General features: G+C 54.6%; 24 protein-coding genes, 2 tRNA genes and 1 other annotated feature. Of the genes, 13 read left to right on the top strand and 13 right to left on the bottom strand.

Annotation, left to right across the window (positions count from 1 at the left end; genetic code table 11):
- Positions 1–37: 37 nt before the first annotated feature.
- Both AC0TN7_RS03200 and emmdR read right to left on the bottom strand, forming a co-directional pair.
- A tRNA-Asn gene (locus AC0TN7_RS03200) sits at positions 38–113 on the bottom strand.
- Positions 114–216: 103 nt separating this feature from the next.
- Positions 217–1,671: a multidrug efflux MATE transporter EmmdR gene (gene emmdR, locus AC0TN7_RS03205; protein WP_139210916.1), complete on the bottom strand. Its 1,455-nt coding sequence runs from the start codon at positions 1,669–1,671 to the stop codon at positions 217–219.
- 161 nt (positions 1,672–1,832) lie between these two features.
- Between emmdR and AC0TN7_RS03210 the strand changes: the two genes are divergently transcribed.
- Both AC0TN7_RS03210 and AC0TN7_RS03215 read left to right on the top strand, forming a co-directional pair.
- Positions 1,833–1,908, top strand: a tRNA-Asn gene (locus AC0TN7_RS03210).
- A gap of 53 nt (positions 1,909–1,961) precedes the next feature.
- Positions 1,962–2,297, top strand: coding sequence for a gamma-glutamylcyclotransferase family protein (locus AC0TN7_RS03215; RefSeq protein ID WP_024908066.1), 336 nt, complete (start codon positions 1,962–1,964; stop codon positions 2,295–2,297).
- 47 nt (positions 2,298–2,344) lie between these two features.
- Here the strand turns inward: AC0TN7_RS03215 and AC0TN7_RS03220 are convergent, their stop codons facing one another.
- The 4 genes from AC0TN7_RS03220 to dacD form a co-directional block, all read right to left on the bottom strand.
- Entirely contained in the window at positions 2,345–2,680 is a 336-nt protein-coding gene (locus AC0TN7_RS03220) for a DUF496 family protein (protein ID WP_008499467.1), read from the bottom strand.
- A gap of 158 nt (positions 2,681–2,838) precedes the next feature.
- Positions 2,839–3,897 carry an FUSC family protein gene (locus AC0TN7_RS03225; RefSeq protein WP_024908067.1) on the bottom strand — a complete coding sequence of 353 codons (1,059 nt, stop codon included), beginning with the start codon at positions 3,895–3,897 and terminating at the stop codon, positions 2,839–2,841.
- Positions 3,898–3,989: 92 nt separating this feature from the next.
- Entirely contained in the window at positions 3,990–4,463 is a 474-nt protein-coding gene (gene sbmC, locus AC0TN7_RS03230) for a DNA gyrase inhibitor SbmC (RefSeq protein ID WP_458727855.1), read from the bottom strand.
- Between the two features lie 119 nt (positions 4,464–4,582).
- Positions 4,583–5,749, bottom strand: a complete 1,167-nt coding sequence (dacD, locus tag AC0TN7_RS03235; RefSeq protein WP_024908069.1) for a serine-type D-Ala-D-Ala carboxypeptidase DacD — start codon at positions 5,747–5,749, stop codon at positions 4,583–4,585.
- 198 nt (positions 5,750–5,947) lie between these two features.
- Here dacD and sbcB point away from each other — a divergent pair, with 198 nt between their 5' ends.
- Positions 5,948–7,384 carry an exodeoxyribonuclease I gene (sbcB, locus tag AC0TN7_RS03240; RefSeq protein WP_473701844.1) on the top strand — a complete coding sequence of 479 codons (1,437 nt, stop codon included), beginning with the start codon at positions 5,948–5,950 and terminating at the stop codon, positions 7,382–7,384.
- Positions 7,385–7,506: 122 nt separating this feature from the next.
- Here sbcB and plaP read toward each other — a convergent pair whose 3' ends face one another.
- From plaP to AC0TN7_RS03260, 4 genes are all read right to left on the bottom strand, one after another.
- Positions 7,507–8,865, bottom strand: coding sequence for a putrescine/proton symporter PlaP (gene plaP / locus AC0TN7_RS03245; protein ID WP_008499462.1), 1,359 nt, complete (start codon positions 8,863–8,865; stop codon positions 7,507–7,509).
- Positions 8,855–8,917 carry a membrane protein YoeI gene (yoeI, locus tag AC0TN7_RS03250; protein WP_100245854.1) on the bottom strand — a complete coding sequence of 21 codons (63 nt, stop codon included), beginning with the start codon at positions 8,915–8,917 and terminating at the stop codon, positions 8,855–8,857. Before yoeI ends, plaP begins: the two co-directional genes overlap by 11 nt.
- 219 nt (positions 8,918–9,136) lie before the next feature.
- Positions 9,137–10,066: a LysR substrate-binding domain-containing protein gene (locus tag AC0TN7_RS03255; RefSeq protein WP_370883483.1), complete on the bottom strand. Its 930-nt coding sequence runs from the start codon at positions 10,064–10,066 to the stop codon at positions 9,137–9,139.
- A gap of 41 nt (positions 10,067–10,107) precedes the next feature.
- Positions 10,108–10,932 (bottom strand): SDR family oxidoreductase, encoded by an 825-nt coding sequence (locus AC0TN7_RS03260; RefSeq protein WP_024908072.1) that lies wholly within the window; start codon positions 10,930–10,932, stop codon positions 10,108–10,110.
- Positions 10,933–11,107: 175 nt separating this feature from the next.
- Here AC0TN7_RS03260 and hisL point away from each other — a divergent pair, with 175 nt between their 5' ends.
- The 9 genes from hisL to hisIE all read left to right on the top strand — a co-directional run bounded on the left by hisL (position 11,108) and on the right by hisIE (position 18,324).
- On the top strand, positions 11,108–11,158 hold the full coding sequence (gene hisL, locus AC0TN7_RS03265; protein ID WP_001364200.1) for a his operon leader peptide: 51 nt from the start codon (positions 11,108–11,110) through the stop codon (positions 11,156–11,158).
- Positions 11,134–11,257 (top strand) — a sequence feature (His leader region). (Overlaps the previous gene by 25 nt.)
- A gap of 45 nt (positions 11,258–11,302) precedes the next feature.
- Positions 11,303–12,202, top strand: coding sequence for an ATP phosphoribosyltransferase (hisG, locus tag AC0TN7_RS03270; protein ID WP_028018500.1), 900 nt, complete (start codon positions 11,303–11,305; stop codon positions 12,200–12,202).
- Positions 12,203–12,207: 5 nt separating this feature from the next.
- Complete coding sequence (gene hisD / locus AC0TN7_RS03275; protein WP_473701829.1) at positions 12,208–13,512, top strand: histidinol dehydrogenase; 1,305 nt, start codon at positions 12,208–12,210, stop codon at positions 13,510–13,512.
- Complete coding sequence (hisC, locus tag AC0TN7_RS03280) at positions 13,509–14,570, top strand: histidinol-phosphate transaminase (RefSeq protein WP_024908074.1); 1,062 nt, start codon at positions 13,509–13,511, stop codon at positions 14,568–14,570. Before hisD ends, hisC begins: the two co-directional genes overlap by 4 nt.
- The gene (gene hisB, locus AC0TN7_RS03285; RefSeq protein ID WP_024908075.1) at positions 14,567–15,634 is read left to right on the top strand and encodes a bifunctional histidinol-phosphatase/imidazoleglycerol-phosphate dehydratase HisB; all 1,068 of its coding nucleotides are present in this window, start codon (positions 14,567–14,569) and stop codon (positions 15,632–15,634) included. Before hisC ends, hisB begins: the two co-directional genes overlap by 4 nt.
- Complete coding sequence (hisH, locus tag AC0TN7_RS03290) at positions 15,634–16,224, top strand: imidazole glycerol phosphate synthase subunit HisH (RefSeq protein WP_024908076.1); 591 nt, start codon at positions 15,634–15,636, stop codon at positions 16,222–16,224. Before hisB ends, hisH begins: the two co-directional genes overlap by 1 nt.
- Positions 16,224–16,961: a 1-(5-phosphoribosyl)-5-[(5-phosphoribosylamino)methylideneamino]imidazole-4-carboxamide isomerase gene (hisA, locus tag AC0TN7_RS03295; protein ID WP_024908077.1), complete on the top strand. Its 738-nt coding sequence runs from the start codon at positions 16,224–16,226 to the stop codon at positions 16,959–16,961. The genes hisH and hisA overlap by 1 nt, the downstream gene beginning before the upstream one ends.
- Positions 16,943–17,719 (top strand): imidazole glycerol phosphate synthase subunit HisF, encoded by a 777-nt coding sequence (hisF, locus tag AC0TN7_RS03300; protein WP_023330862.1) that lies wholly within the window; start codon positions 16,943–16,945, stop codon positions 17,717–17,719. The genes hisA and hisF overlap by 19 nt, the downstream gene beginning before the upstream one ends.
- Positions 17,713–18,324, top strand: a complete 612-nt coding sequence (gene hisIE, locus AC0TN7_RS03305; RefSeq protein ID WP_032646448.1) for a bifunctional phosphoribosyl-AMP cyclohydrolase/phosphoribosyl-ATP diphosphatase HisIE — start codon at positions 17,713–17,715, stop codon at positions 18,322–18,324. Before hisF ends, hisIE begins: the two co-directional genes overlap by 7 nt.
- Positions 18,325–18,364: 40 nt before the next feature.
- Here the strand turns inward: hisIE and wzzB are convergent, their stop codons facing one another.
- Positions 18,365–19,345, bottom strand: coding sequence for an LPS O-antigen chain length determinant protein WzzB (gene wzzB / locus AC0TN7_RS03310; RefSeq protein ID WP_463727148.1), 981 nt, complete (start codon positions 19,343–19,345; stop codon positions 18,365–18,367).
- Between the two features lie 193 nt (positions 19,346–19,538).
- Here wzzB and AC0TN7_RS03315 point away from each other — a divergent pair, with 193 nt between their 5' ends.
- Complete coding sequence (locus tag AC0TN7_RS03315) at positions 19,539–20,543, top strand: NAD-dependent epimerase (protein ID WP_267216989.1); 1,005 nt, start codon at positions 19,539–19,541, stop codon at positions 20,541–20,543.
- A gap of 52 nt (positions 20,544–20,595) precedes the next feature.
- Here AC0TN7_RS03315 and ugd read toward each other — a convergent pair whose 3' ends face one another.
- Together ugd and gndA are read right to left on the bottom strand one after the other, a co-directional pair.
- The gene (gene ugd, locus AC0TN7_RS03320) at positions 20,596–21,762 is read right to left on the bottom strand and encodes a UDP-glucose 6-dehydrogenase (protein WP_104950569.1); all 1,167 of its coding nucleotides are present in this window, start codon (positions 21,760–21,762) and stop codon (positions 20,596–20,598) included.
- 226 nt (positions 21,763–21,988) lie between these two features.
- Complete coding sequence (gndA, locus tag AC0TN7_RS03325) at positions 21,989–23,395, bottom strand: NADP-dependent phosphogluconate dehydrogenase (RefSeq protein ID WP_024908082.1); 1,407 nt, start codon at positions 23,393–23,395, stop codon at positions 21,989–21,991.
- Between the last annotated feature and the right edge of the window lie 73 nt (positions 23,396–23,468).

Below are 23,468 nucleotides of genomic sequence, written 5' to 3' on the forward strand. Positions count from 1 at the left end.
AGCAAAAAGCCTGCTTTAAAAGCAGGCTTTTCAAATTTGGCTCCTCTGACTGGACTCGAACCAGTGACATACGGATTAACAGTCCGCCGTTCTACCGACTGAACTACAGAGGAATCGTGTGAACGGGGCGCATATTATCGATGCCTCCCCGGGATGTCAAAGGCAGAATGCATATTTCCGATCGTTTGCCGAATTATTCTCCACTTCGCGCAATTGTCAGGCATTTTTTCGCGGATATTTCCACAGCCAGCGCCCGCTGACCATCCGCCAGTAGAACAGCGCGCCCCGCACGGCCCAGTCGAGGAACATCCCCAGCCATACGCCGACCACTCCCCATCCGAGCATCACCCCGAGCGTATACCCCGCCACGACGCGACATCCCCACATGCCTAGCATCGACACCCACATCGCAAAGCGGGCATCGCGCGCGCCCTTTAGCCCGGCGGGCAGTACCCATGAGGCCGCCCAGATGGGCATAAAAGCCGCATTGAGCCAGATGAGGATCTTAACGACCTCTTTAACGTCGTCTTCGTGGGTATAGAACGAAGCCATTAACCCGGCAAACGGGGCGGTTCCCCAGGCAATCACGGTCAGTCCAATGGTCGACAGCCAGAAGACGTGCCGCAGCTGTCGCTCCGCCTGGCCTATCTGCCCTTTCCCGAGCCGTTTCCCGGTGATGATGGTTGATGCAGAGCCCAGCGCGTTACCCGGCAGGTTAATTAGCGAGGCGATGGAGAAGGCGATGAAGTTACCGGCGATCACGTCGGTGCCCATGCCGGCGACAAACATCTGCGTCAGCAATTTCCCGCCGTTAAACAACACCGACTCAATGCTTGCAGGAATGCCGATCCCCATCACTTCCCAGATAATGGCGAAATTAAAGGGGCGGAAATAACTTTTCAGCGTCAGACGTAGCGAGGGGGTGATCCCCGCCATCAGCACCCCGATGATGGCAGCCGCACCGATATAGCGTGAAATGGTCAGCCCCAGTCCGGCGCCGACGAACCCCAGCCCGTCCCACGAGAACACACCGTAAATCAGCACGCTGCTGATAATGATATTCAGGATATTCATTCCGCCGTTGATCAGCAGCGGAATTTTGGTGTTGCCCGCCCCGCGCAGCGCACCGCTACCAATCAGCGCAATGGCCGCCGCCGGATAGCTGATGACGGTCATTTCCAGGTAGGTCAGCGCCAGGTCTTTAACCTCATTCGTGGCCTCCCCGGCGACAAAGTCGATAATCTCTTTGCCGAAATAGTGGATCACCGCCGCCAGAACAATTGAAAAAATGGTCATGATCATCAGCGACTGGCGGGCCGCCTCGCGTGCACGTTTGGGGTCCAGCTTGCCGAGGCTAAAGGCCACCACCACCGTCGTCCCGAGGTCTATGGCGGCAAAGAACGAAATCACCACCATGTTAAAGCTGTCCGCCAGCCCCACCCCGGCCATCGCCTCTTTCCCCAGCCAGCTCACCAGGAAGGTGCTCAGGACTCCCATCAGCAAAACGCAGGTATTTTCCAGGAAGATAGGCACGGCAAGAGGGGTGATTTCACGCCAGAAGAGAACCCGATAGCTTTTACGTTTTGCATACCATGGCGTGCGCACGATCGCCTGGCGTAAGGAGGCAGTAACGTTCAAAATGGACCTTAGCGAGAAAAGTTGAAACTCCATTTCAAATGATGGGGGAGAAATGCTCATCCTGCAAAGTATTTTCCGGAAAAAGATGTGTGGAATTACAACAAACTGACGACAGAATCAGCAATCAGTCGATTTTCCCTAAGATCAGGTTTGACAAAACTTTTTTCGCCGCTAAGATAAGCCTCCACAACGATTCCTCTGTAGTTCAGTCGGTAGAACGGCGGACTGTTAATCCGTATGTCACTGGTTCGAGTCCAGTCAGAGGAGCCAAATTTAAAAAGCCTGCTTTTAAAGCAGGCTTTTTGCTTTGCGGATGAGGGAAAATGAACGCTCTGTTTGTCTACGGCACGCTGCGACCGGGCCACTCTAATGCGCATATTCTTGAAAAGATTGGCGGCGAATGGCTGGCCGGTTCCGTATCCGGTACGTTTTACGAACGCGGCTGGGGCGCTGCGGCGGACTTTCCGGGGATCGTGCTCCACCCTAACGGACCCCGCGTCGAAGGCTATCTGTTTATCTCTGATAGCCTTGCCGCACACTGGCCAATGCTGGATGAGTTTGAAGACGGCTACGATCGGGTTGAGGTCACGGTGACCACTGCTGAAGGCAAGCAGGTCCAGGCCTGGATTTATCAGCTACAGCCCCATTCTGCGTCATAAAAAAAGGCTCTCTGTCACCAGAGAGCCTTTTTCACTATTCGCTGCGATTACTCGCTTTTTGCTTCGCCGTTTTTGATTTCGCCCATCACTTTCAGCTTCTTGGAGATGTCGCGACGCTCTTTGGACAGCTCAGCGTTTTTGATGATGTAGTCATCAACACGGTCTTCATAGTCGCTCTTCATGCTGGCGATGATGCCCTGAATAGCTTCAACGCTCATGCCTGGCTTGATGTAGTCGCTCAGGTTGTCGAGCAGCAGAACACGTTTCTGGTTGTCACGGATCTTCTTCTCAACGTCCTGGATTTCACGCTGCAGTTTGTTTTTGCGGCGGAACAGGCGGACGAATTCCAGAACATCCTGGAACGAAGGCTTGGTAGTTTCCATTTTTACACCCCTGATAATGTGAGATTCGGATTCGTTAAGGCAACCGTTGTAACAATAACCTTACTGACAGCGGCTGCGAATGACAATGAGTATATCGTTTAAAGCTATCATAACCCCAATTGCTGCTGAATCGAAGCAGCAGCCGTCACATACGCCTTTTATTTGCGCAGCGCCCGGCAAATCAGGTGCGATAACAGCTCAAGCTGCCGCGCCAGTTCCATGCTCAGCCAGACGTAGCCATGAATAGGCGTTTCCGCCACGTTATCGCTCTGGCGTTCATTGATTAACTGCTTCAGCTCCGCGACGATCTCGTTCAGTCGCTCGCTGTTGGCCAGTATCGGCTGCGGGTTCCCTTCATAGAGCGCATGGGCGATGGTCAACAGCGTTTGCTGCGTCATCTGCTGGGTCTCTTTGAGGGTCTGCGCGTTAAGCATCAACAGATGGCTGGGGCGCGTGGCCCAGTGGGCGTTGATTTGCAGCTCAAGCATGCAGACCAGATTGCGGCTTACCGTCTGGATAGCTTCGAAAATTGATTTCTGAATATGGGTTTCTTTGCTGGCGGGCGTGATCAGGCCGCGCATTTTGACCACGTCGTTAAGGATGGTCTGCAGGTGCTTTTCCAGGCGCGGGCGTTCAACCAGATTCGGGGAAAAACCGGCCTGATAGACGCGGTTAAACGCGGTGACGTAGCTGGCCATCTGAATACGCCAGTGCAGAAAAGCACGCTGCGGCCAGATACCGGTGAAGAGCATCGCCAACAGTGAACCCAGGATGACATCCCCGCTTCGCCACAGCGCCGTGGTCATATCCCCGGCGGGCGCACCGACCACCACCGCGAGCGTAATACCGATCAGCAGCGCCTGATACGGCTTTTTACCCAACGCCAGCCAGCCGCACAGGAACATGGCGGCACCGCACCATGCCAGCATCACCGGAAACGAGATAAGCTCCAGCTTGAGGGCGATAAGCCCCAGAGCCGAACCTAACACGGTCCCGCCAATGCGCTCCAGGGCGCGCGGAACAACGTTCCCCCAAAACGAGATGGGCCCCATCACCACCACCAGCGTGATCAGCGGCCACGTCCCTTCCGGAACATCCAATAAACGCACCAGTACAAACGTCAGCACGAAAGCCAGCGCGATGCGGCACCCATGCACCACGCGGTAGTGTTTGTACAACCGAATTTCAAAAGGGGTTAATGATTTGTCGGGACGCACACCCGCTCTCCAGCTACACGGCAAATCACAATTGTACTGTGTTTTCGGCCGGGCGGATCGCTCCCGGCTGAAAAACCCTTCACTTAGCAGGCTTAAACCGTTTTATGCTCTACCGCGATATACATTTCGATATCCCAGTAACCGTCCGCATTGCCGTCATTGAGATAGCGTTCGAAGCAGGGTTTGAGCGCCATCTGGTACTTATTGTCCTGCAGCAGGGAATTGAAGAACTGATACCACGGCGTGGCGAAGTCGTAGTTTTCCACGCGCGCCGTCGCCACGGCATAATCCCCGGCCGCGATTTCCGTCATCATGACGCCTTCGCTGTTTTCCGGGATAACGAAATCATCCGGTACCGTAACGGCCGTATCACAGCGCAGTTTTTCTGGCGGGACTTCATCCGGATTATCGTAGTAAACTGCAACCCACTCCAGCGGCTCAATGTGACGCCCGTCGACCCACATCACCAGCTGTTCAAAGCCTTGTTTTACCGTGTGTTCCCACGGTCCGACCAAATGAAAACCGGCAATCTTACGTTTCTGTTGCTGCTTAATACTGTAGTCCATGCTGCCTCCGCTCATTACTGTATATTTATACACTATAAAACCGGATTACTATTATCAGCAAACGAGGAGTGTTTATTATGTGAGCAGACTCGCAACCCTGCCAGTCTGCTCATCTGCCGTTAGAGCGTGTGGTGCAGATAATCGCTCAGCCGAGAGAACAGGTCGCCTTTATCAACGGCTTCCAGCGTGACCAGCGGCCAGTGGGCTACCACCTTGTCGCGGTCGTAGAGCTGGATCTCCCCGACCCGCTGGTGCGCGGCAATCGGCGCTTCCAGCTCTTTTTTATCCAGTACGTATTTGGCTTTGATGTTGGGTACTTCCGCTTTCGGCAGGGCCAGCCAGAAGTCCTGGTCGGTACCCAGTTTCACCTGCTCCTTATCGCCGTACCAGATGCGCTCTGTCCCTACTTTTTTACCGCTATGCAGGATCTGCACCGTATCGAAATTCTGCTGCCCCCAGTGCAGCAGTTTCCGGGCCTGGTCTTCGCGCCCTTTCGGGCTATCCGCCCCCATCACCACCGCGATTAAACGGCGCTGGCCGTCTACGGCAGACGCAATCAGGTTAAAACCGGCCCCTGAGGTATGCCCTGTTTTCAGCCCGTCCACGTTCATGGTTTTATCCCACAGCAGGCCGTTACGGTTTTGCTGGGTGATCCCGTTCCAGGTCAGGCTCTTTTCGCTGTACATATGATAAAACTCGGGCTCACCGTGGATGATGGCGCGGGAGAGTACGGCCAGGTCATAGGCCGAGCTGTGCTGGCCCGGCGCATCCAGCCCGTGGACGGTTTCAAAATGCGTATCGCGCAGGTTCAGCTTCTGCACGTAGTCGTTCATCATCTTCACAAACTGCGGCTGACCGCCCGCCACGTGATCGGCCAGCGCCACGCAGGCGTCGTTGCCAGAGTCGACAATCAGGCCGCGGCTTAAGTCGCGCACGGAGACGCGATCGCCTTCTTTCAGGAACATCAGCGATGAACCGTCAAACACCGGGTTCCCTTTTGCCCAGGCATCGCGCCCTACGGTGACGATGTCGTCCGGGGTAATGCGGTGGCTATCAATGGCCCGATCCACCACATACCCCGTCATCAGCTTGGTCAGGCTCGCCGGATTGCGTTGTTGATGTTCGTTGCCCGCCGTTAAGATCTGACCAGTCGTGTAATCCATCAGCACCCAGGAGCCAGCCTGAATGGCCGGAGGCTGCGGCGAAAAATCCAGTGGTTCGGCCGCAAAAGCAGATGAGACACTCGAAGCGAGTAAAGAAACAGCAATAAACAGACGGCGTTTCAACGGTATATCCTCAGGTCATTAAAAATCGATGACCTTTTTACGGGAGTTCTGATGTCGTTACCTGGCTTAATTGCAAAAAAATGTGACAGAACGCAGATTTTTCTCTGAAGCTGGCGCGCAAATCTGCGATGCGGAGGTGCTTTTTATTCGGTCTCGACCGCACGATCGTTTACCATAGTGACGTCATTTTTTAACAGGATGGTATTACTGGTGTCTGACTCTGCCGCTCGCCCGACTTTTTTATTTCATGACTATGAAACCTTTGGCACTCACCCGGCGCTGGACCGACCGGCGCAGTTTGCCGCCATCCGTACCGACGACGAATTCAACATCATTGGCGAGCCCGAGGTCTTTTACTGCAAGCCTGCGGATGACTATCTGCCGCAGCCCGGCGCGGTCATGGTCACCGGGATCACCCCTCAGGAAGCGCGGGAAAAAGGCGTTAACGAGGCAGAATTCGCCCGACGCATCCACGACCTGTTTACCGTCCCCAACACCTGCGTGGTCGGTTACAACAACATCCGCTTCGATGACGAAGTGACGCGCAACATCTTCTATCGTAACTTCTACGATCCCTATGCCTGGAGCTGGCAGAACCGCAATTCGCGCTGGGATTTGCTCGACATCATGCGCGCCTGCTACGCCCTGCGTCCTGAGGGCATTCACTGGCCGGAAAATGAGGAAGGGCTGACCAGCTTCCGGCTGGAACACCTGACGCGCGCCAACGGCATTGAGCACAGCAATGCCCACGACGCGATGGCGGACGTCTATGCCACCATTGCCATGGCGAAGCTGGTGAAAAGCGCGCAGCCACGACTGTTCGAGTATCTGCTGAGCCACCGCAGTAAACAGAAGTTGACCACGCTGATTGATGTGCCGCAGATGAAGCCGCTGGTGCATATTTCCGGCATGTTTGGCGCATGGCGCGGCAATACCAGCTGGGTCGCCCCGCTGGCGTGGCATCCGGACAACCGTAATGCGGTCATCATGGTGGATTTGGCGGGCGATATTTCACCGCTGTTGGAGCTCGACAGCGATACCCTGCGTGAACGGCTGTACACGCCGAAGAATGAACTCGGCGATCTGCCTGCGGTGCCGGTCAAACTGGTGCATATCAATAAATGTCCGGTCCTGGCGCAGGCGAATACGCTGCGCCCGGAAGATGCGGACAGACTCGGCATTAACCGCCAGCACTGCCTCGATAATCTCAAAGTGCTGCGTGAAAATCCGCAGGTGCGCGAGAAAGTGGTCGCCATCTTTGCCGAAGCCGAGCCGTTCGTGCCGTCTGAAAACGTGGACGCCCAGCTCTATAACGGTTTCTTCAGTGATGCCGATCGCGCGGCCATGAATATCGTTCTGCAAACCGAGCCGCGCAACTTACCTGCGCTGGATATCACCTTCGCTGATAAGCGCATCGAAAAGCTGATGTTTAATTACCGCGCGCGTAATTACCCGGGAACCCTGGATGAAGCAGAGCAGGAACGCTGGCTGCAGCACCGTCGTAACGTGTTTACGCCAGAATATCTGCACAGCTACGCCCAGGAGCTGGAAATGCTTTATGGCCAGTATGAAGGGAATGCTGAGAAACTGGCACTGCTGAAATCCCTGTTCCAGTACGCGCAAGAGATAGTTTGATCGATGGGTATAAAAAAGCCGGAGGCGATGTCTCCGGCTTTTTTTTGCCCGGTGGCGCTTCGCTTACGCGGGCCTACGGGGTATGTAGGTCGGGTAAGGCGTAGCCGCCACCCGACACAGTCTTACGCGACGTCTTCGTACTGAGGAACCGGGTTACGGAAGCTCTTCGTGACGCAGGCCAGGTAAACCAGGCCGATACCCGCCCAAATAAGGCCAAGCACCATCGAGCTCTCTTCCAGGTTAACCCACAGCGCGCCCACGGTCAGGGCACCACACATCGGCAGGAACAGATACTGGAAGTGATCTTTCAGCGTCTTGTTACGCTTTTCACGGATCCAGAACTGAGAGATAACCGACAGGTTAACAAAGGTAAACGCCACCAGCGCACCGAAGTTAATCAGCGCCGTTGCCATCACCAGGTCAAAGTTAATTGCCAGAAGCGCGATCGCACCGACCAGGATAATGTTCATCGCCGGGGTACGCCAGGTTGGATGCACGTAGCCGAAGAAGCTTTTCGGGAATACGCCATCGCGGCCCATTACGTACATCAGACGCGCAACGCCTGCATGCGCGGCCATACCGGACGCCAGTACGGTGATGGTGGAGAAGATCAGCGCGCCGACCTGGAACGCTTTACCCGCCACATAGAGCATGATTTCCGGCTGAGATGCATCCGGATCCTTGAAGCGAGAGATATCCGGGAAGTACAGCTGCAGGAAATAGGTCGAGAAAATAAAGATCAGACCGCCAATCAGCGCCGTCAGGAAGATGGCGCGCGGGATCACGCGCTCTGCATCTTTCGTTTCTTCAGACAGGTTGCTGATCCCGTCAAAACCGGTAAAGGAGAAGCACAGAATGGTTGCCCCGGTAATCATCGGGATCACATGCGCATCACCAGACCAGAACGGTTTGCTGCTCGCCAGGGTGCCAGCGCCTTCACCGTGGAACACGCCATAGATCACCATGCCAAGAATAACGGCAATCAGGACAACCTGAAGCACAACGATAACGGAGTTAAAGTTGGCAACGGACTTGATGCTGCGCAGGTTAAAGGCCGTCATAAAGGCCACCAGCGCCACGACAAACATCCAGGATGGAATCGACGGCACCAGCGCTTCAAAATAGATTTTTGCCAGCAGAATGTTGATCATCGGCGCGAACAGATAGTCGAGCAGCGAAGACCAGCCCACCATAAAGCCAACCGTCGGGCTGATGGATTTCTGGGCATAGGTGTAGGCGGAACCCGCAGACGGATAGCGACGCACCAGCTTACCGTAGCTCAGCGCGGTAAAGAGGATCGCAATCAGCGCGAAGCCGTAAGCCGTCGGCACATGACCGTCGGTGAGGCCCGATACGATACCGAATGTATCGAACAGCGTCATCGGTTGCATATAGGCCAGGCCCATCATAACAACCGGAATCAACGTAAGCGTTTTACGTAATTCCACGCGAGAGGTGTTTGGAGTTGCGTTATGCGACATAGTTAATCTCCTTTACGGTGATAACCGCCACGTAAGCGAAAAATTGCCCCATTTCTTTCTTCCTCAGCGACAACAACTGTCGGATTTTAGTAAATATCTATCCGGTACGAAGCCCGGCCTCTTGGTTTTTAGTTTCGTTTCGTACATGCAAAAAAAAATAACCGACGCCTTTTATATCGTCGATTATTCATTTGGTTGCAGCGGCCGCATTTTGCCCCACATCGGATACAAAAGGCAATACTTTGCAACGCAGCGGGTAATTTTCTTTTTTCTAACTGGCTGATTTCTCGGCACTGCCCTGAGCATATACAGCGGCGATAGCACTATTTGCTAAAATTTCGTCCCGCCACCAGGCGCTGGCGAGCCCGGCGGTTTGCTCATTCCAGCCCACCCATACCGATTCATGGCTGTTTTGAGCAAGTACCTGTTTTTCAACAAGCGCACCGCTGTCAATGTACCGCTGTGCCAGATAGCGGGGTAAATAGCCGCAGCCCAGACCGCTGATTTGCAGCTCCAGCTTGGTTTTAAAGTCGAAAACGGTGATGGCCTCCTGCTCGTCAAGCAGCTGCGAGGAAACCGCACATTCCGGGCGAGAGCTGTCCCCGACCACGATGGCGCGGTAGCCTTTAATCACGCGGCGGTTAAGCGGCTCAGGCTCCTGAGCCAGCGGATGATGGGGCGCCACGGCGAACACCTGCTCCAGCACGCCCAGACGCGCAAAACCAAACTCGCTCAACTGGGGAGGCTCGTGGAGTGCACCGACAAAAATATCCGCCCTGCCCTGGGTTAAGGCATCCCAGGAACCTCCCAGCACGCCGTTTATAAAAATGAGTCGGGTCACGCTGTGGTGTTGATAAAAGGCTTCAATCAGCGGCGTCAGGAGAGAAAAGGGAAAGGTATCATCCACGCCAATCACCAGCTCGTTTTCCCAGCCCTGATGGAGTTTGACGGCCTGTTTTTCGAGTTCACGAACGGTGTGGAGGACTTCGCGTCCCTTTTCCAGCAGCATTTGCCCGGTACGGGTAAAACGGGCTCGATGCCCGGAGCGATCGAGGATCTGGATATTGAGATCGCTTTCCAGTTTTTGAACGGTATAGCTCAGGGCCGAAGGGGTTTTGTAGAGTTTTGCCGACGCAGCGGCAAAGCTCCCCTCTTTTTCCAGTGCATCCAGAATAATAAGAACATCCAGCAGCGGTTTCATGCTCGCCCCCTTCTGGTGTGCGATCGTCTCCGCTGCGGGACTTATTCCATGGGCATCACCAGCGGATCGGGATACTGATACTCAAACCCCAGCTCATGACAAATGCGATTGCCATCAACAATTTTGCCTTTACTGTCATCCTTTGCCTCACCAAAGACCGGTGGCGCCAGGCCCAGCTGACGTGCCATCAGCGGGTAAAACGTGCTGCGCGCCGGATGAGACGGTGCACATATATTATAGATGTGTCCACCTTTCGGAGCCTGTAAGAGTAGCTCAATCGCGGCAACAACATCGTCAAGATGCACAAGATTGACAACATGCTGGCCATCTGGCGCAGACTTCCCGGCGAAAAAGCGTCCCGGATGACGGCCAGGGCCCACCAGCCCCGCCAGACGTACGATATCAACCTGCGTGCCGGGAAGATTATGCAGCCAATCTTCCAGCTCTTTCAGAACCTGACCGCTGGCCGTAACGGGACGGCGCTCGGAACTTTCTTTCACCACGCCCTCAACCTCACCATAGACCGAGGTCGAGCTGGTAAAAATGATGCGGGGAACATGGTGCGCCAGCGCGCTGTCGACAATCTCCTGCATCGCCTGCAGATAAAACGACTCGCCCGGGCCACTGCGCCGTGCGGGGAGAGTGATCACCAGCGCATCGACGTTCATCAGCGTGTCCAGGTCGTCAGCGTCACACACCAGTTCCGGTTCAAGACGCAGTTCAACGCCATCAATACCGCACATGCGCGCTGCCTCTACCCCATCCGCCGTGGTTTTGCTCCCGGTCACCTGCCAGCCTTTCGCGGCTAATGACATCGCCAGCGGCATTCCCAGCCATCCTAAACCGACAATCGCGACCTTTTTCATGCGAATTCTCCTGACTCTCACTCGTCTTTTATAAGGCTACGCCAGCCCGGCAGAACACACAATTCATAGCATCAATATGAAATGAATTAATGATCAAAAAAAGCCCTTGCAATATGTCGTACAACTGGTTTACGTTAAAAGACATCAAATGAATAAGCATTCATCGAGAATTTATATGACACGCGTTCAATTTAAACACCACCATCATCACCATCATCCTGACTAGTCTTTCAGGCGATGTGTGCTGGAAGACGTTTGGATCTTCCAGTGGTGCATGAACGCATGAGAAAGCCCCCGGAAGATCTTCTTCCGGGGGCTTTTTTTTGGACCGAATTCAGACAGGTTAAAACAGGTTAACGAGGAATAAAGAATGTTAGATAACTCACGTTTACGCATAGCTATTCAAAAATCAGGCCGTTTAAGTGACGATTCACGCGAACTGCTGGCCCGCTGCGGGATTAAAATTAACCTGCACACCCAGCGCCTGATTGCTCTGGCTGAAAACATGCCCATCGACATTCTGCGCGTGCGTGATGACGATATTCCCGGCCTGGTCATGGATGGCGTCGTTGACCTCGGCATCATCGGGGAAAACGTGCTGGAAGAAGAGCTGCTGACCCGCCGCGCGCAGGGCGAAGACCCACGTTACTTCACCCTGCGTCGTCTGGACTTCGGCGGCTGCCGCCTGTCGCTGGCGACGCCGGTTGATGAAGCCTGGGACGGTCCGGCCGCGCTGAACGGCAAACGTATCGCCACCTCCTACCCTCACCTGTTAAAGCGTTATCTGGATCAGAAAGGCGTGCAGTTTAAATCCTGTCTGCTGAACGGCTCTGTTGAAGTGGCCCCGCGAGCGGGTCTGGCGGACGCTATCTGTGACCTGGTCTCTACCGGCGCGACGCTGGAAGCGAATGGTCTGCGCGAAGTGGAGGTGATCTACCGCTCCAAAGCGTGCCTGATTCAGCGAGACGGCGACATGGCCGACGCTAAGCAGCAGTTGATCGACAAACTGCTGACCCGTATTCAGGGCGTGATTCAGGCGCGTGAATCCAAGTACATCATGATGCACGCCCCGACCGAACGTCTGGATGAAGTGATTGCCCTGCTGCCTGGCGCCGAGCGCCCAACCATCCTGCCGCTGGCGGGCGATCAGCAGCGCGTGGCTATGCACATGGTGAGCAGCGAAACCCTGTTCTGGGAAACCATGGAGAAACTGAAGGCGCTGGGCGCAAGCTCCATCCTGGTGCTGCCGATTGAGAAGATGATGGAGTAATGGCCATGAGCTTTAACACAATCATCGACTGGAATACCTGTAGCGACGCACAGCAGCACGAGCTGCTGATGCGTCCGGCGATTTCCGCCTCAGAGAGCATCTCACGCACCGTGGCGGAGATCCTGGATAACGTCAAAGCCCGTGGCGATGACGCACTGCGGGAATACAGCGCAAAGTTTGATAAGACGGAAGTTGACGCATTACAGGTAACCGAGCAGGAAATCATTGATGCCAGCGATCGTCTGGGCGACGACATCAAGCAGGCGATGGCCGTTGCGGTGAAAAATATTGATACCTTCCACACCGCGCAAAAGCTGCAGACCGTAGATGTGGAAACCCTGCCCGGCGTACGTTGCCAGCAGGTAACCCGCCCGGTTGCCTCCGTCGGTCTCTATATTCCCGGCGGCTCTGCCCCGCTTTTCTCCACCGTACTGATGCTGGCGACACCCGCGCGCATTGCCGGGTGTCAGAAAGTGGTGCTTTGCTCACCGCCACCGATTGCCGACGAGATCCTGTACGCGGCGAAGCTGTGCGGCGTGCAGGCGGTCTATAAAGTGGGCGGCGCGCAGGCGATTTCCGCCCTGGCGTTCGGCACAGAATCCATTCCCAAGGTCGACAAAATCTTTGGCCCTGGCAATGCGTATGTGACCGAAGCTAAGCGCCAGGTCAGCCAGCGTCTGGACGGCGCGGCCATCGATATGCCTGCCGGCCCGTCTGAGGTGCTGGTGATTGCCGACAGCGGCGCCACGCCGGACTTCGTGGCGTCCGACCTGCTTTCCCAGGCGGAACACGGCCCGGACTCGCAGGTCATCCTGCTGACGCCGGATGCCGATATGGCAAAATGCGTAGGCGAAGCCGTGGAGCGTCAGCTTGCCGACCTGCCCCGCGCCGACACGGCACGCCAGGCGTTAGCGGCCAGCCGCCTAATTGTGGCGCGTGACCTGGACCAGTGCATTGCCATTTCTAACCAGTACGGCCCGGAGCACCTGATTATTCAGACCCGCAATGCGCGTGATCTGGTCGACAGTATTACCAGCGCGGGCTCGGTGTTCCTCGGCGACTGGTCACCGGAGTCCGCAGGCGATTACGCCTCCGGCACCAACCACGTGCTGCCAACGTATGGCTATACCTCAACCTGTTCCAGCCTGGGCCTGGCGGATTTCCAGAAACGCATGACCGTGCAGGAACTCTCCCGCGAAGGGTTTGCGTCACTGGCGTCTACTATTGAAACCCTGGCCGCCGCCGAGCGCCTGACCGCCCACAAAAATGCCGTTACGCTGCGCGTTGCGGCCCTGAAGGAGCAAGCATGAACATTGAAGAATTAGCCCGCGAAAATGTCCGTCACCTGACGCCCTATCAGTCTGCGCGTCGTCTGGGCGGTAAAGGGGATGTCTGGCTGAACGCCAACGAATACCCAACGGCGGTACAGTTTGAGCTGTCGCAGCAAACGCTGAACCGCTATCCGGAGTGTCAGCCGAAGGCGGTAATCGAAAACTACGCGCAGTATGCTGGCGTGAAGCCAGAGCAGGTGCTGGTCAGCCGCGGCGCGGATGAAGGCATTGAACTGCTGATCCGCGCCTTCTGCGAGCCGGGCAAAGATGCGGTGATGTACTGCCAGCCGACCTACGGCATGTACAGCGTCAGCGCGGAAACCTTCGGGGTGGCGTGCCGCAACGTGCTCTCACTGGAGAACTGGCAGCTGGATCTGCAGGGCATTGCCGACAATCTTGACGGCGTAAAGGTCGTGTTTGTCTGTAGCCCGAACAACCCCACCGGACAGATTATCAACCCGCAGGATATCCGCACCCTGCTGGAGATGACGCGCGGTAAAGCCCTGGTGGTGGCCGACGAAGCCTACATCGAGTTCTGCCCGCAGGCGACGCTGGCAGGCTGGCTGGAAGAGTATCCGCACCTGGTGGTGCTGCGTACACTGTCGAAGGCTTTCGCTCTCGCGGGCCTGCGCTGCGGCTTTACGCTGGCCAATAAAGAGGTCATCGACCTGCTGCTGAAAGTCATTGCCCCTTACCCGCTCTCCACGCCGGTTGCCGACATTGCCGCACAGGCGCTGGCGCCGCAGGGCATCAACGCCATGCGCGAGCGCGTGGCGCAAATTCTGGAAGAGCGTCAGTACCTGGTGACGGCCCTGAAAGATATCCCGTGCGTGGAGCAGGTGTTCGACTCGGAAACCAACTACATCCTGGTGCGCTTTACCGCTTCCAGCGCCGTATTTAAATCTTTATGGGATCAGGGCATTATCTTACGAGACCAGAATAAACAACCTTCTCTGAGCGGATGCCTGCGCATTACCATCGGCACCCGTGCAGAGAGCCAGCGCGTGATTGACGCCCTGAAAGCGGAGAAAGTATGACCCAGAAGATCCTTTTCATCGATCGTGACGGCACCCTTATTTCGGAGCCACCAGCTGATTTTCAGGTCGACCGATTCGACAAGCTGGCGTTCGAACCTGACGTAATCCCGGTGCTGCTTAAGCTGCAAAAAGCCGGATACAAGCTGGTGATGATCACCAACCAGGACGGTCTGGGTACCGACAGCTTCCCGCAGGCAGACTTTGACGGCCCGCATAATCTGATGATGCAGGTTCTGACCTCTCAGGGTGTGGTTTTTGATGAGGTACTGATTTGCCCTCACATGCCGGCCGACGAGTGCGACTGCCGTAAGCCAAAGGTGAAGCTGGTCGAGCGATACCTGGCGGCGGATGTGCTGGATAAGGCCAACAGCTATGTCATCGGCGATCGTATTACCGATATTACGCTCGCGGAAAACATGGGCATCGCGGGGCTTCGCTACGACCGCAACAACCTTAACTGGGCGATGATTGGCGAACAGCTGACAAAACGTGACCGCTTCTCGCACGTTGAACGCAACACCAAAGAGACGCAGATTGATGTGAAGGTCTGGCTGGACCGCGAAGGCGGCAGCAAGATCCACACCGGCGTCGGTTTCTTCGACCACATGCTGGACCAGATTGCCACCCACGGCGGTTTCCGCATGGAGATCACGGTAAAAGGCGACCTTTATATTGACGATCACCACACCGTGGAAGATACCGGCCTGGCGCTGGGCGAAGCTCTCAAGCTGGCGCTTGGTGATAAACGCGGCATCAACCGTTTTGGCTTTGTCCTGCCGATGGACGAGTGTCTGGCGCGCTGTGCAATGGATATCTCTGGTCGTCCGCACCTGGAATATAAAGCAGACTTTAATTACCAGCGCGTGGGCGATCTGAGCACCGAAATGGTGGAGCACTTCTTCCGTTCATTGTCCTACACCATGGGCCTGACGCTACACCTGAAGACCAAAGGCAAGAACGACCACCACCGCGTAGAGAGTCTCTTCAAGGCCTTCGGCCGCACGCTGCGTCAGGCAATTCGCGTGGAAGGTGACGCCCTGCCCTCATCAAAAGGAGTGCTGTAATGAACGTGGTGATTCTGGATACCGGATGCGCCAACCTCAACTCCGTAAAGTCGGCCATCACCCGCCACGGCTACGAGCCGGTGGTCAGTCGTGACCCGGACGTGGTGCTGCGTGCCGACAAATTATTTCTGCCGGGCGTAGGCACTGCGCAGGCCGCGATGGATCAGATTCGCGAGCGCGAGCTGGTCGATCTGATCAAAGCCTGTACCCAACCGGTGCTGGGCATTTGCCTGGGTATGCAGATCCTGGGCCGCCGCAGCGAAGAGAGCAACGGCGTTGACCTGCTGGGCATTATCGACGAAGACGTGCCGAAGATGACCGACCACGGTCTGCCTCTGCCGCATATGGGCTGGAACCGCGTGTACGCCAAAGCGGGCGACAGGCTGTTTCGCGGCATCGACGACGGCGCGTATTTTTACTTCGTGCACAGCTACGCCATGCCGGTGAACGTGAATACGATCGCCCAGTGCACCTACGGCGAGGCGTTTACCGCGGCCGTACAGAAAGACAATTTCTTCGGCGTGCAGTTTCACCCGGAGCGCTCTGGCGCCGCAGGCGCACAGCTGCTGAAAAACTTCCTGGAGATGTGATGATTATTCCCGCTTTAGATTTAATTGACGGCACGGTTGTCCGTCTCCACCAGGGCGATTACGGCCAGCAGCGAGACTACGGAAACGACCCGCTGCCGCGTCTGCAGGATTATGCCGCCCAGGGTGCGCAGGTGCTGCATCTGGTGGATTTGACGGGCGCGAAAGACCCGGCGAAGCGCCAGATCCCCCTGCTGAAAAATCTGGTCGCCGGTGTTGATGTGCCGGTACAGGTCGGCGGCGGCGTGCGTACGGAAGATGACGTTGCGGCGCTGCTGGACGCGGGCGTAGCGCGCGTGGTGGTCGGTTCAACCGCGGTGAAAGAACCTGAGATTGTAAAAGGCTGGTTCCGCCGCTTTGGCGCCGACGCTCTGGTGCTGGCGCTGGACGTGCGCATTGATGAACAGGGTAATAAGCAGGTGGCGGTCAGCGGCTGGCAGGAAAACTCCGGCGTTACGCTGGAAGCGCTGGTCGAGATGTATCTCCCCGTTGGCCTGAAGCACGTGCTGTGCACGGACATCTCTCGCGACGGTACGCTGGCGGGCTCCAACGTCTCGCTGTATGAAGAGGTCTGTACGCGTTATCCGCAGGTAGCCTTCCAGTCTTCTGGCGGAATTGGTGATTTAAACGATATTGCCGCGCTGCGCGGTACCGGTGTACAGGGTGTGATTGTGGGCCGAGCCCTGCTGGAAGGTAAATTTACTGTGACGGAGGCGATTCAATGCTGGCAAAACGGATAATCCCTTGCCTGGACGTACGCGATGGTCAGGTCGTGAAAGGCGTGCAGTTCCGCAACCACGAGATCATTGGCGACATCGTCCCGCTGGCAAAACGCTATGCCGATGAAGGGGCAGACGAGCTGGTCTTTTATGATATCACCGCCTCCAGCGATGGACGCGTGGTCGACAAAAGCTGGGTGGCGCGCGTGGCGGAAGTGATCGATATTCCGTTCTGCGTGGCGGGCGGGATTAAATCCGCAGACGACGCCGCCAAAATTCTCTCGTTTGGTGCCGACAAGATTTCCATCAATTCCCCTGCCCTGGCCGATCCGGAGCTGATCACCCGTCTTGCCGATCGTTTTGGCGTGCAGTGTATTGTGGTTGGGATCGACACCTGGTATGACGCCGCAACGGGCAAATATCACGTCAACCAGTACACCGGAGATGAAAGCCGTACGCGCGTGACGCAGTGGGAAACGCTCGACTGGGTGCAGGAAGTGCAGAAGCGTGGCGCGGGCGAGATTGTCCTCAACATGATGAACCAGGATGGCGTGCGTAACGGATATGACCTCGAGCAGCTGAAAAAAGTCCGTGCGGTCTGCCACGTTCCGCTGATCGCCTCAGGCGGCGCGGGCACCATGGAACACTTCCTCGAAGCCTTCCGCGATGCCAACGTGGACGGTGCGCTGGCCGCGTCCGTTTTCCACAAACAGATTATTAATATTGGTGAGTTAAAAACGTACCTGGCCGACCAGGGCGTGGAGATCAGGGTATGTTAACAGAGCAACAACAGGCGCAGCTGGACTGGAAAAAAACGGACGGATTACTGCCGGTAGTTGTCCAGCATGCCGTCTCAGGCGAAGTGCTGATGCTGGGGTATATGAACCAGGACGCGCTGGCAAAAACGATCGACAGCGGCAAAGTCACGTTTTTCTCGCGCACGAAACAGCGTTTGTGGACCAAAGGGGAAACCTCGGGTCATTTCCTGAATGTGGTCAGCATTACGCCGGACTGCGATAACGACACCCTGCTGGTGCTGGCCAATCCGATCGGACCGACCTGCCACAAGGGCACCAGCAGCTGCTTCGGTGAGACGAGCCATCAGTGGTTGTTCCTGTATCAACTGGAACAGCTGCTGGCAGAGCGTAAAACGGCGGATCCTGAAAGCTCCTACACCGCGAAGCTGTACGCCAGCGGAACCAAGCGCATCGCACAAAAAGTAGGAGAAGAAGGCGTTGAGACCGCGCTGGCCGCGACGGTGCATGACCGCGAGGAACTAACGAATGAAGCGTCTGATTTGATGTATCACCTGCTGGTGCTGCTGCAGGATCAGAAGCTGGATTTGACGGCGGTGATTGAAAATCTCCGCAAACGTCACAAATAAAAAAACCGGGGATATACCCCGGTTTTTTTTAATCTGCAAATCAGGCTTTTGGTTTGTAGTTGCGTAAGGCGTTACGGCCAAGTACCACACCGGAACCAATCATTCCGCCCAGCAGAACGGCAAGAACCAAAATCACGGCTTTTTTCGGGCTGTCACGGCGAACAGGAAGATCCGGCTTCATGACGTAACGGTAAACGTGGATTGTGTCCGGGTTTACGTTCAGGTTCTGGATGTCCAACAGATTTCGCTTGGTCTGGTAATAGGCCGTTGAGAAGACCAACGGACGAGAAGCCTCATTGTCAATCATCGACTTCAGACCTTCGCTTCCCAGCAGGAACAATGTTTCCTGCGTGACATCCTGGGTTTGCTGGAGCTGTGGAGAGGTAATTTTCGCGGCCTCAGCGTTCTTCAGCGCCTCAGCAATCTGTTTGATACGAAGATCTTTTTGTTCCTGCGCGACCTTCTCCTGGTTTTGCAGAGAATCATTCAGAGTCTTGATCTGCTCCTTAATATTGTCCTTAAGATCCAGGGCCAGTTCTTTTGCGGTCTGCTCATCGACTTGCTGAATGTACTGCGCCAGCTGCTTTTGAGCCGCTTCTGCAGATGTACTGGTGTAGGAAACACTTAGCGGGAGCGGCTGTCCAGTCGAGGTCGGAGCTATAGTCAGTTTTTCAGGATCCTCCTGATTCTCGAGCGCCTGAGATAATGCCGAGAACGAAGAATTAAAACGGCCAATCGCGCGCGTTTGAATGTCGAGCATCGAGGGTGCAGCACTACCGTAGAGAATGTTCAATGCATTTGAATAGGTCGCTATCTGGGCAGCGTCAGGCTGCGCAATGATCGCACTGGAGGTCCATTTCTCCTTCGCGACAGAGAGATACCCAATTGCCAGGACGATAAAAGCAACAACAAAAGTTGCTATCATCCACTTCCCACGCCACAGCTGCAGCATTAAATCAAGTAAATCGATTTGCTCAGGATCATTGCTTCGACTGACCTGGCTATTGTTATTTTGTGTCATACAATCCCTAACAGATGAAAACGGGCAAACATAATGTTGTTTGCATAGTTTATCTATTGCTGGCAATTTTTCTATAAGAATCCGATGAGTAATATCGGAAAGATCGGTTATGTAACTTACCTCCCTTCGCGCTATCATAGAGGCCATGTGATGCGCTATGGCATCTGTAAGAATATAGGCTATGAGGGAAGAGATGAAATTTCTGGTAACGGGTGCAGCTGGTTTTATCGGTGCAAATGTCAGTAAACGCCTCCTGGAGGCCGGTCATCAGGTTGTCGGTATTGATAACCTTAATGAATACTACGATGTCAACCTGAAGCTGGCACGCCTGGAACTGTTAAACTCTGAGGGTTTCACCTTCCACAAGCTGGAATTAGCTGACCGGGAAGGTATGGCCACGCTTTTCGACGGTGAGAAGTTTGATCGTGTGATTCATCTGGCCGCACAGGCGGGCGTACGCTACTCTTTAGAAAACCCTCACGTGTACGCGGAAGCCAACCTTATTGGCCACCTCAACGTGCTGGAAGGCTGCCGGCATAACCACGTTCAGCATCTACTCTATGCGTCTTCCAGCTCCATATATGGCCTCAACCGCAAGATGCCATTCTCCACTGAAGATTCCGTGGACCACCCTGTCTCACTGTATGCTGCGACCAAAAAAGCCAATGAGCTGATGTCGCATACCTATTCGCATCTCTACAATCTGCCGACCACCGGCCTGCGTTTCTTCACCGTGTACGGCCCATGGGGACGCCCGGACATGGCGCTATTCAAGTTTACGAAGGCGATGATCGAAGGCAAAAGCATCGATGTCTATAACTACGGTAAAATGAAGCGCGACTTCACTTACATCGATGATATTGCTGAAGCGATTATTCGCCTGCAGGATGTTATTCCCCAGCCTGACTCAAACTGGACCGTTGAGACCGGGTCACCTGCAAGCAGCTCAGCGCCTTACCGGGTTTACAACATCGGTAACAGTTCACCGGTAGAACTGATGGATTACATCACCGCGTTGGAAGATGCTCTTGGTAAAAAAGCCGAGAAAAATATGCTGCCTCTTCAGCCAGGCGATGTTCTGGAAACCAGCGCCGATACCCGGCCACTTTATGATGCGATCGGATTTAAACCGCAAACCTCGGTTAAAGATGGGGTGAAGAACTTCGTTGACTGGTACCGCGATTTCTACAAAGTCTGAAAATAAAAAACCCGGCAACTCAGCCGGGTTTTTTATAGGATAAAGCAGAGAATCAGTCGCTACCAAACAGATCGCGGGTATAAACCTTATCCGCCACGTCAGCCAGCTCTTCCGCCATGCGGTTTGAAATGATGACATCGGCTTCTTTCTTAAAGGCGTCCAGATCGCGGATCACCCGTGAATTGAAGAACTGATCGTCCGGCATGGCAGGCTCATAGATGACAACCTCAACCCCTTTCGCCTTAATGCGCTTCATGATCCCCTGAATAGAAGAAGCGCGGAAGTTATCGGAGCCACTCTTCATGATCAGACGGTATACGCCGACGACTTTCGGTTGACGCGCAAGGATGGAATCGGAGATGAAATCTTTACGTGTGCGGTTAGCATCAACAATCGCCGATATCAGATTGTTCGGCACAGCCTGATAGTTTGCCAGCAGTTGCTTGGTGTCTTTTGGCAGACAGTAACCACCGTAGCCAAATGAAGGGTTGTTGTAGTGATTACCAATGCGCGGATCGAGACATACCCCTTCAATAATCTGACGGGTGTTCAGCCCAAGACTCTCTGCATAGCTGTCGAGCTCATTGAAATAAGCCACTCGCATTGCCAGATAGGTATTCGCAAAGAGCTTAATCGCCTCAGCTTCAGTGGAGTCGGTAAACAACACCTGAATATCTTTCTTCAGGGCCCCTTCCTGAAGCAGCGCGGCAAAGCGCTCAGCACGCTCAGAGCGTTCGCCAATAACAATACGCGAAGGATGCAGGTTATCGTAAAGTGCTCTCCCCTCGCGCAGGAACTCCGGCGAGAAGAAGATGTTATCAATCCCAAACTTCTCTTTGATGGATTTAGTGAAACCAACAGGAATCGTTGACTTAATGACCATCACCGCACGAGGGTTGATCGCGATAACGTCTTTGATCACCGCTTCGACGGTTGAGGTGTTGAAGTAGTTGGTTTTTGGATCGTAGTCAGTAGGCGTCGCAATGATGACGTAATCCGCATCGCGATATGCATCTTCTTTGTCAGTCGTGGCGCGGAAATTCAGCGGCTTATTGCTGAGATAGTCCTGGATTTCTTTATCGACAATCGGCGATTTTTTCTGATTGAGCATGTCCACTTTGGCCTGCACGATATCCAGTGCAACCACTTCGTGGTTTTGAGCAATCAGAATGCCGTTAGAGAGACCGACATACCCTGTTCCGGAAATTGTTATTTTCATTCGCTAATGACTTCTGTGAGTTAACTGTACTGATGGTCACCTGACCATCGCGATAAACATAACTGTTGGGCTTTGTACCTCCTGGCAAACAGAACTGTCAAGGCAAACCAGGAGTAATCACTTCGAGTGGGATGAGATTCAGACTACTTCGAATATAAGGCAGCAGTTTTTGCATAAAAAAACCCGGAGACGAGCTCCGGGTTGCGATGACAGCGAGTGCGTTAACTCATTCCATCCATTCGGTATGGAATACGCCTTCTTTATCAGTGCGCTTGTAGGTATGCGCACCGAAGTAGTCACGCTGTGCCTGAATCAGGTTTGCAGGCAGAACGGCCGCACGGTAGCTGTCGTAGTAGGCTACTGCAGCAGAGAAGGTTGGAACCGGAATACCATTCTGAACAGCATAGGCAACTACATCACGCAGCGCCTGCTGGTATTCGTCCGCAATCTTCTTGAAGTACGGTGCCAGAAGCAGGTTGGCGATACCGGCATTTTCAGCATAGGCATCGGTGATTTTCTGCAGGAACTGTGCACGAATAATACAGCCAGCGCGGAAGATCTTCGCGATTTCACCGTAGTTCAGATCCCAGTTGTTCTCGTCTGACGCCGCACGCAGCTGAGAGAAGCCCTGCGCGTAAGAAACGATTTTACCCAGGTAAAGTGCACGACGCACTTTTTCAACGAATTCGGCTTTATCACCTGCTGGTTTAGCCTGTGGGCCAGACAGCACTTTAGACGCCGCGACGCGCTGCTCTTTCAGGGAAGAAATGTAACGCGCGAAAACAGACTCAGTGATCAGAGACAGCGGTTCGCCCAGATCCAGAGAGCTCTGGCTGGTCCATTTACCGGTACCTTTGTTCGCTGCTTCATCCAGAATCACATCAACCAGGTATTTACCCTCTTCATCTTTTTTCGTGAAGATATCTTTGGTGATGTCAATCAGGTAGCTGTTAAGCTCGCCTTTGTTCCACTCGGTAAAGGTTTCAGCCAGCTCTTCGTTAGAGAGGTTCAGACCGCCCTTCAGCAGGGAATAAGCTTCAGCGATCAGCTGCATGTCGCCGTATTCGATACCGTTGTGCACCATTTTCACATAGTGACCTGCACCGTCTGCACCGATATAGGTTACGCAAGGCTCACCATCTTCAGCCACGGCTGCGATTTTGGTCAGGATAGGTGCAACCAGTTCATATGCATCTTTCTGGCCGCCAGGCATGATGGATGGGCCTTTCAGCGCACCCTCTTCACCACCGGAAACACCGGTACCGATGAAGTTGAAGCCTTCTGCGGACAGCTCACGGTTACGACGAATGGTATCCTGGAAGAAGGTGTTACCGCCATCAATGATGATGTCACCTTTTTCGAGGTAAGGCTTCAGGGAGTCGATAGCGGCATCGGTGCCTGCGCCCGCTTTCACCATTAACAGGATACGACGAGGCGTTTCCAGAGACTCAACGAACTCTTTCACCGTATAGAAAGGAACCAGTTTCTTGCCTGGATTCTCGGCAATCACTTCTTCGGTCTTATCACGGGAGCGGTTGAAAACGGAGACGGTATAACCACGGCTTTCGATGTTGAGCGCCAGGTTGCGCCCCATCACTGCCATACCGACAACGCCGATCTGTTGCTTGGACATTACATACTCCTGTCAGGTAACATTATTATTGAGCAAGCACAATCTACAAATTCTATCTTATATTTTTGCGAAG

It is taken from the genome of Enterobacter sp. PL_is511, from assembly GCF_055816065.1.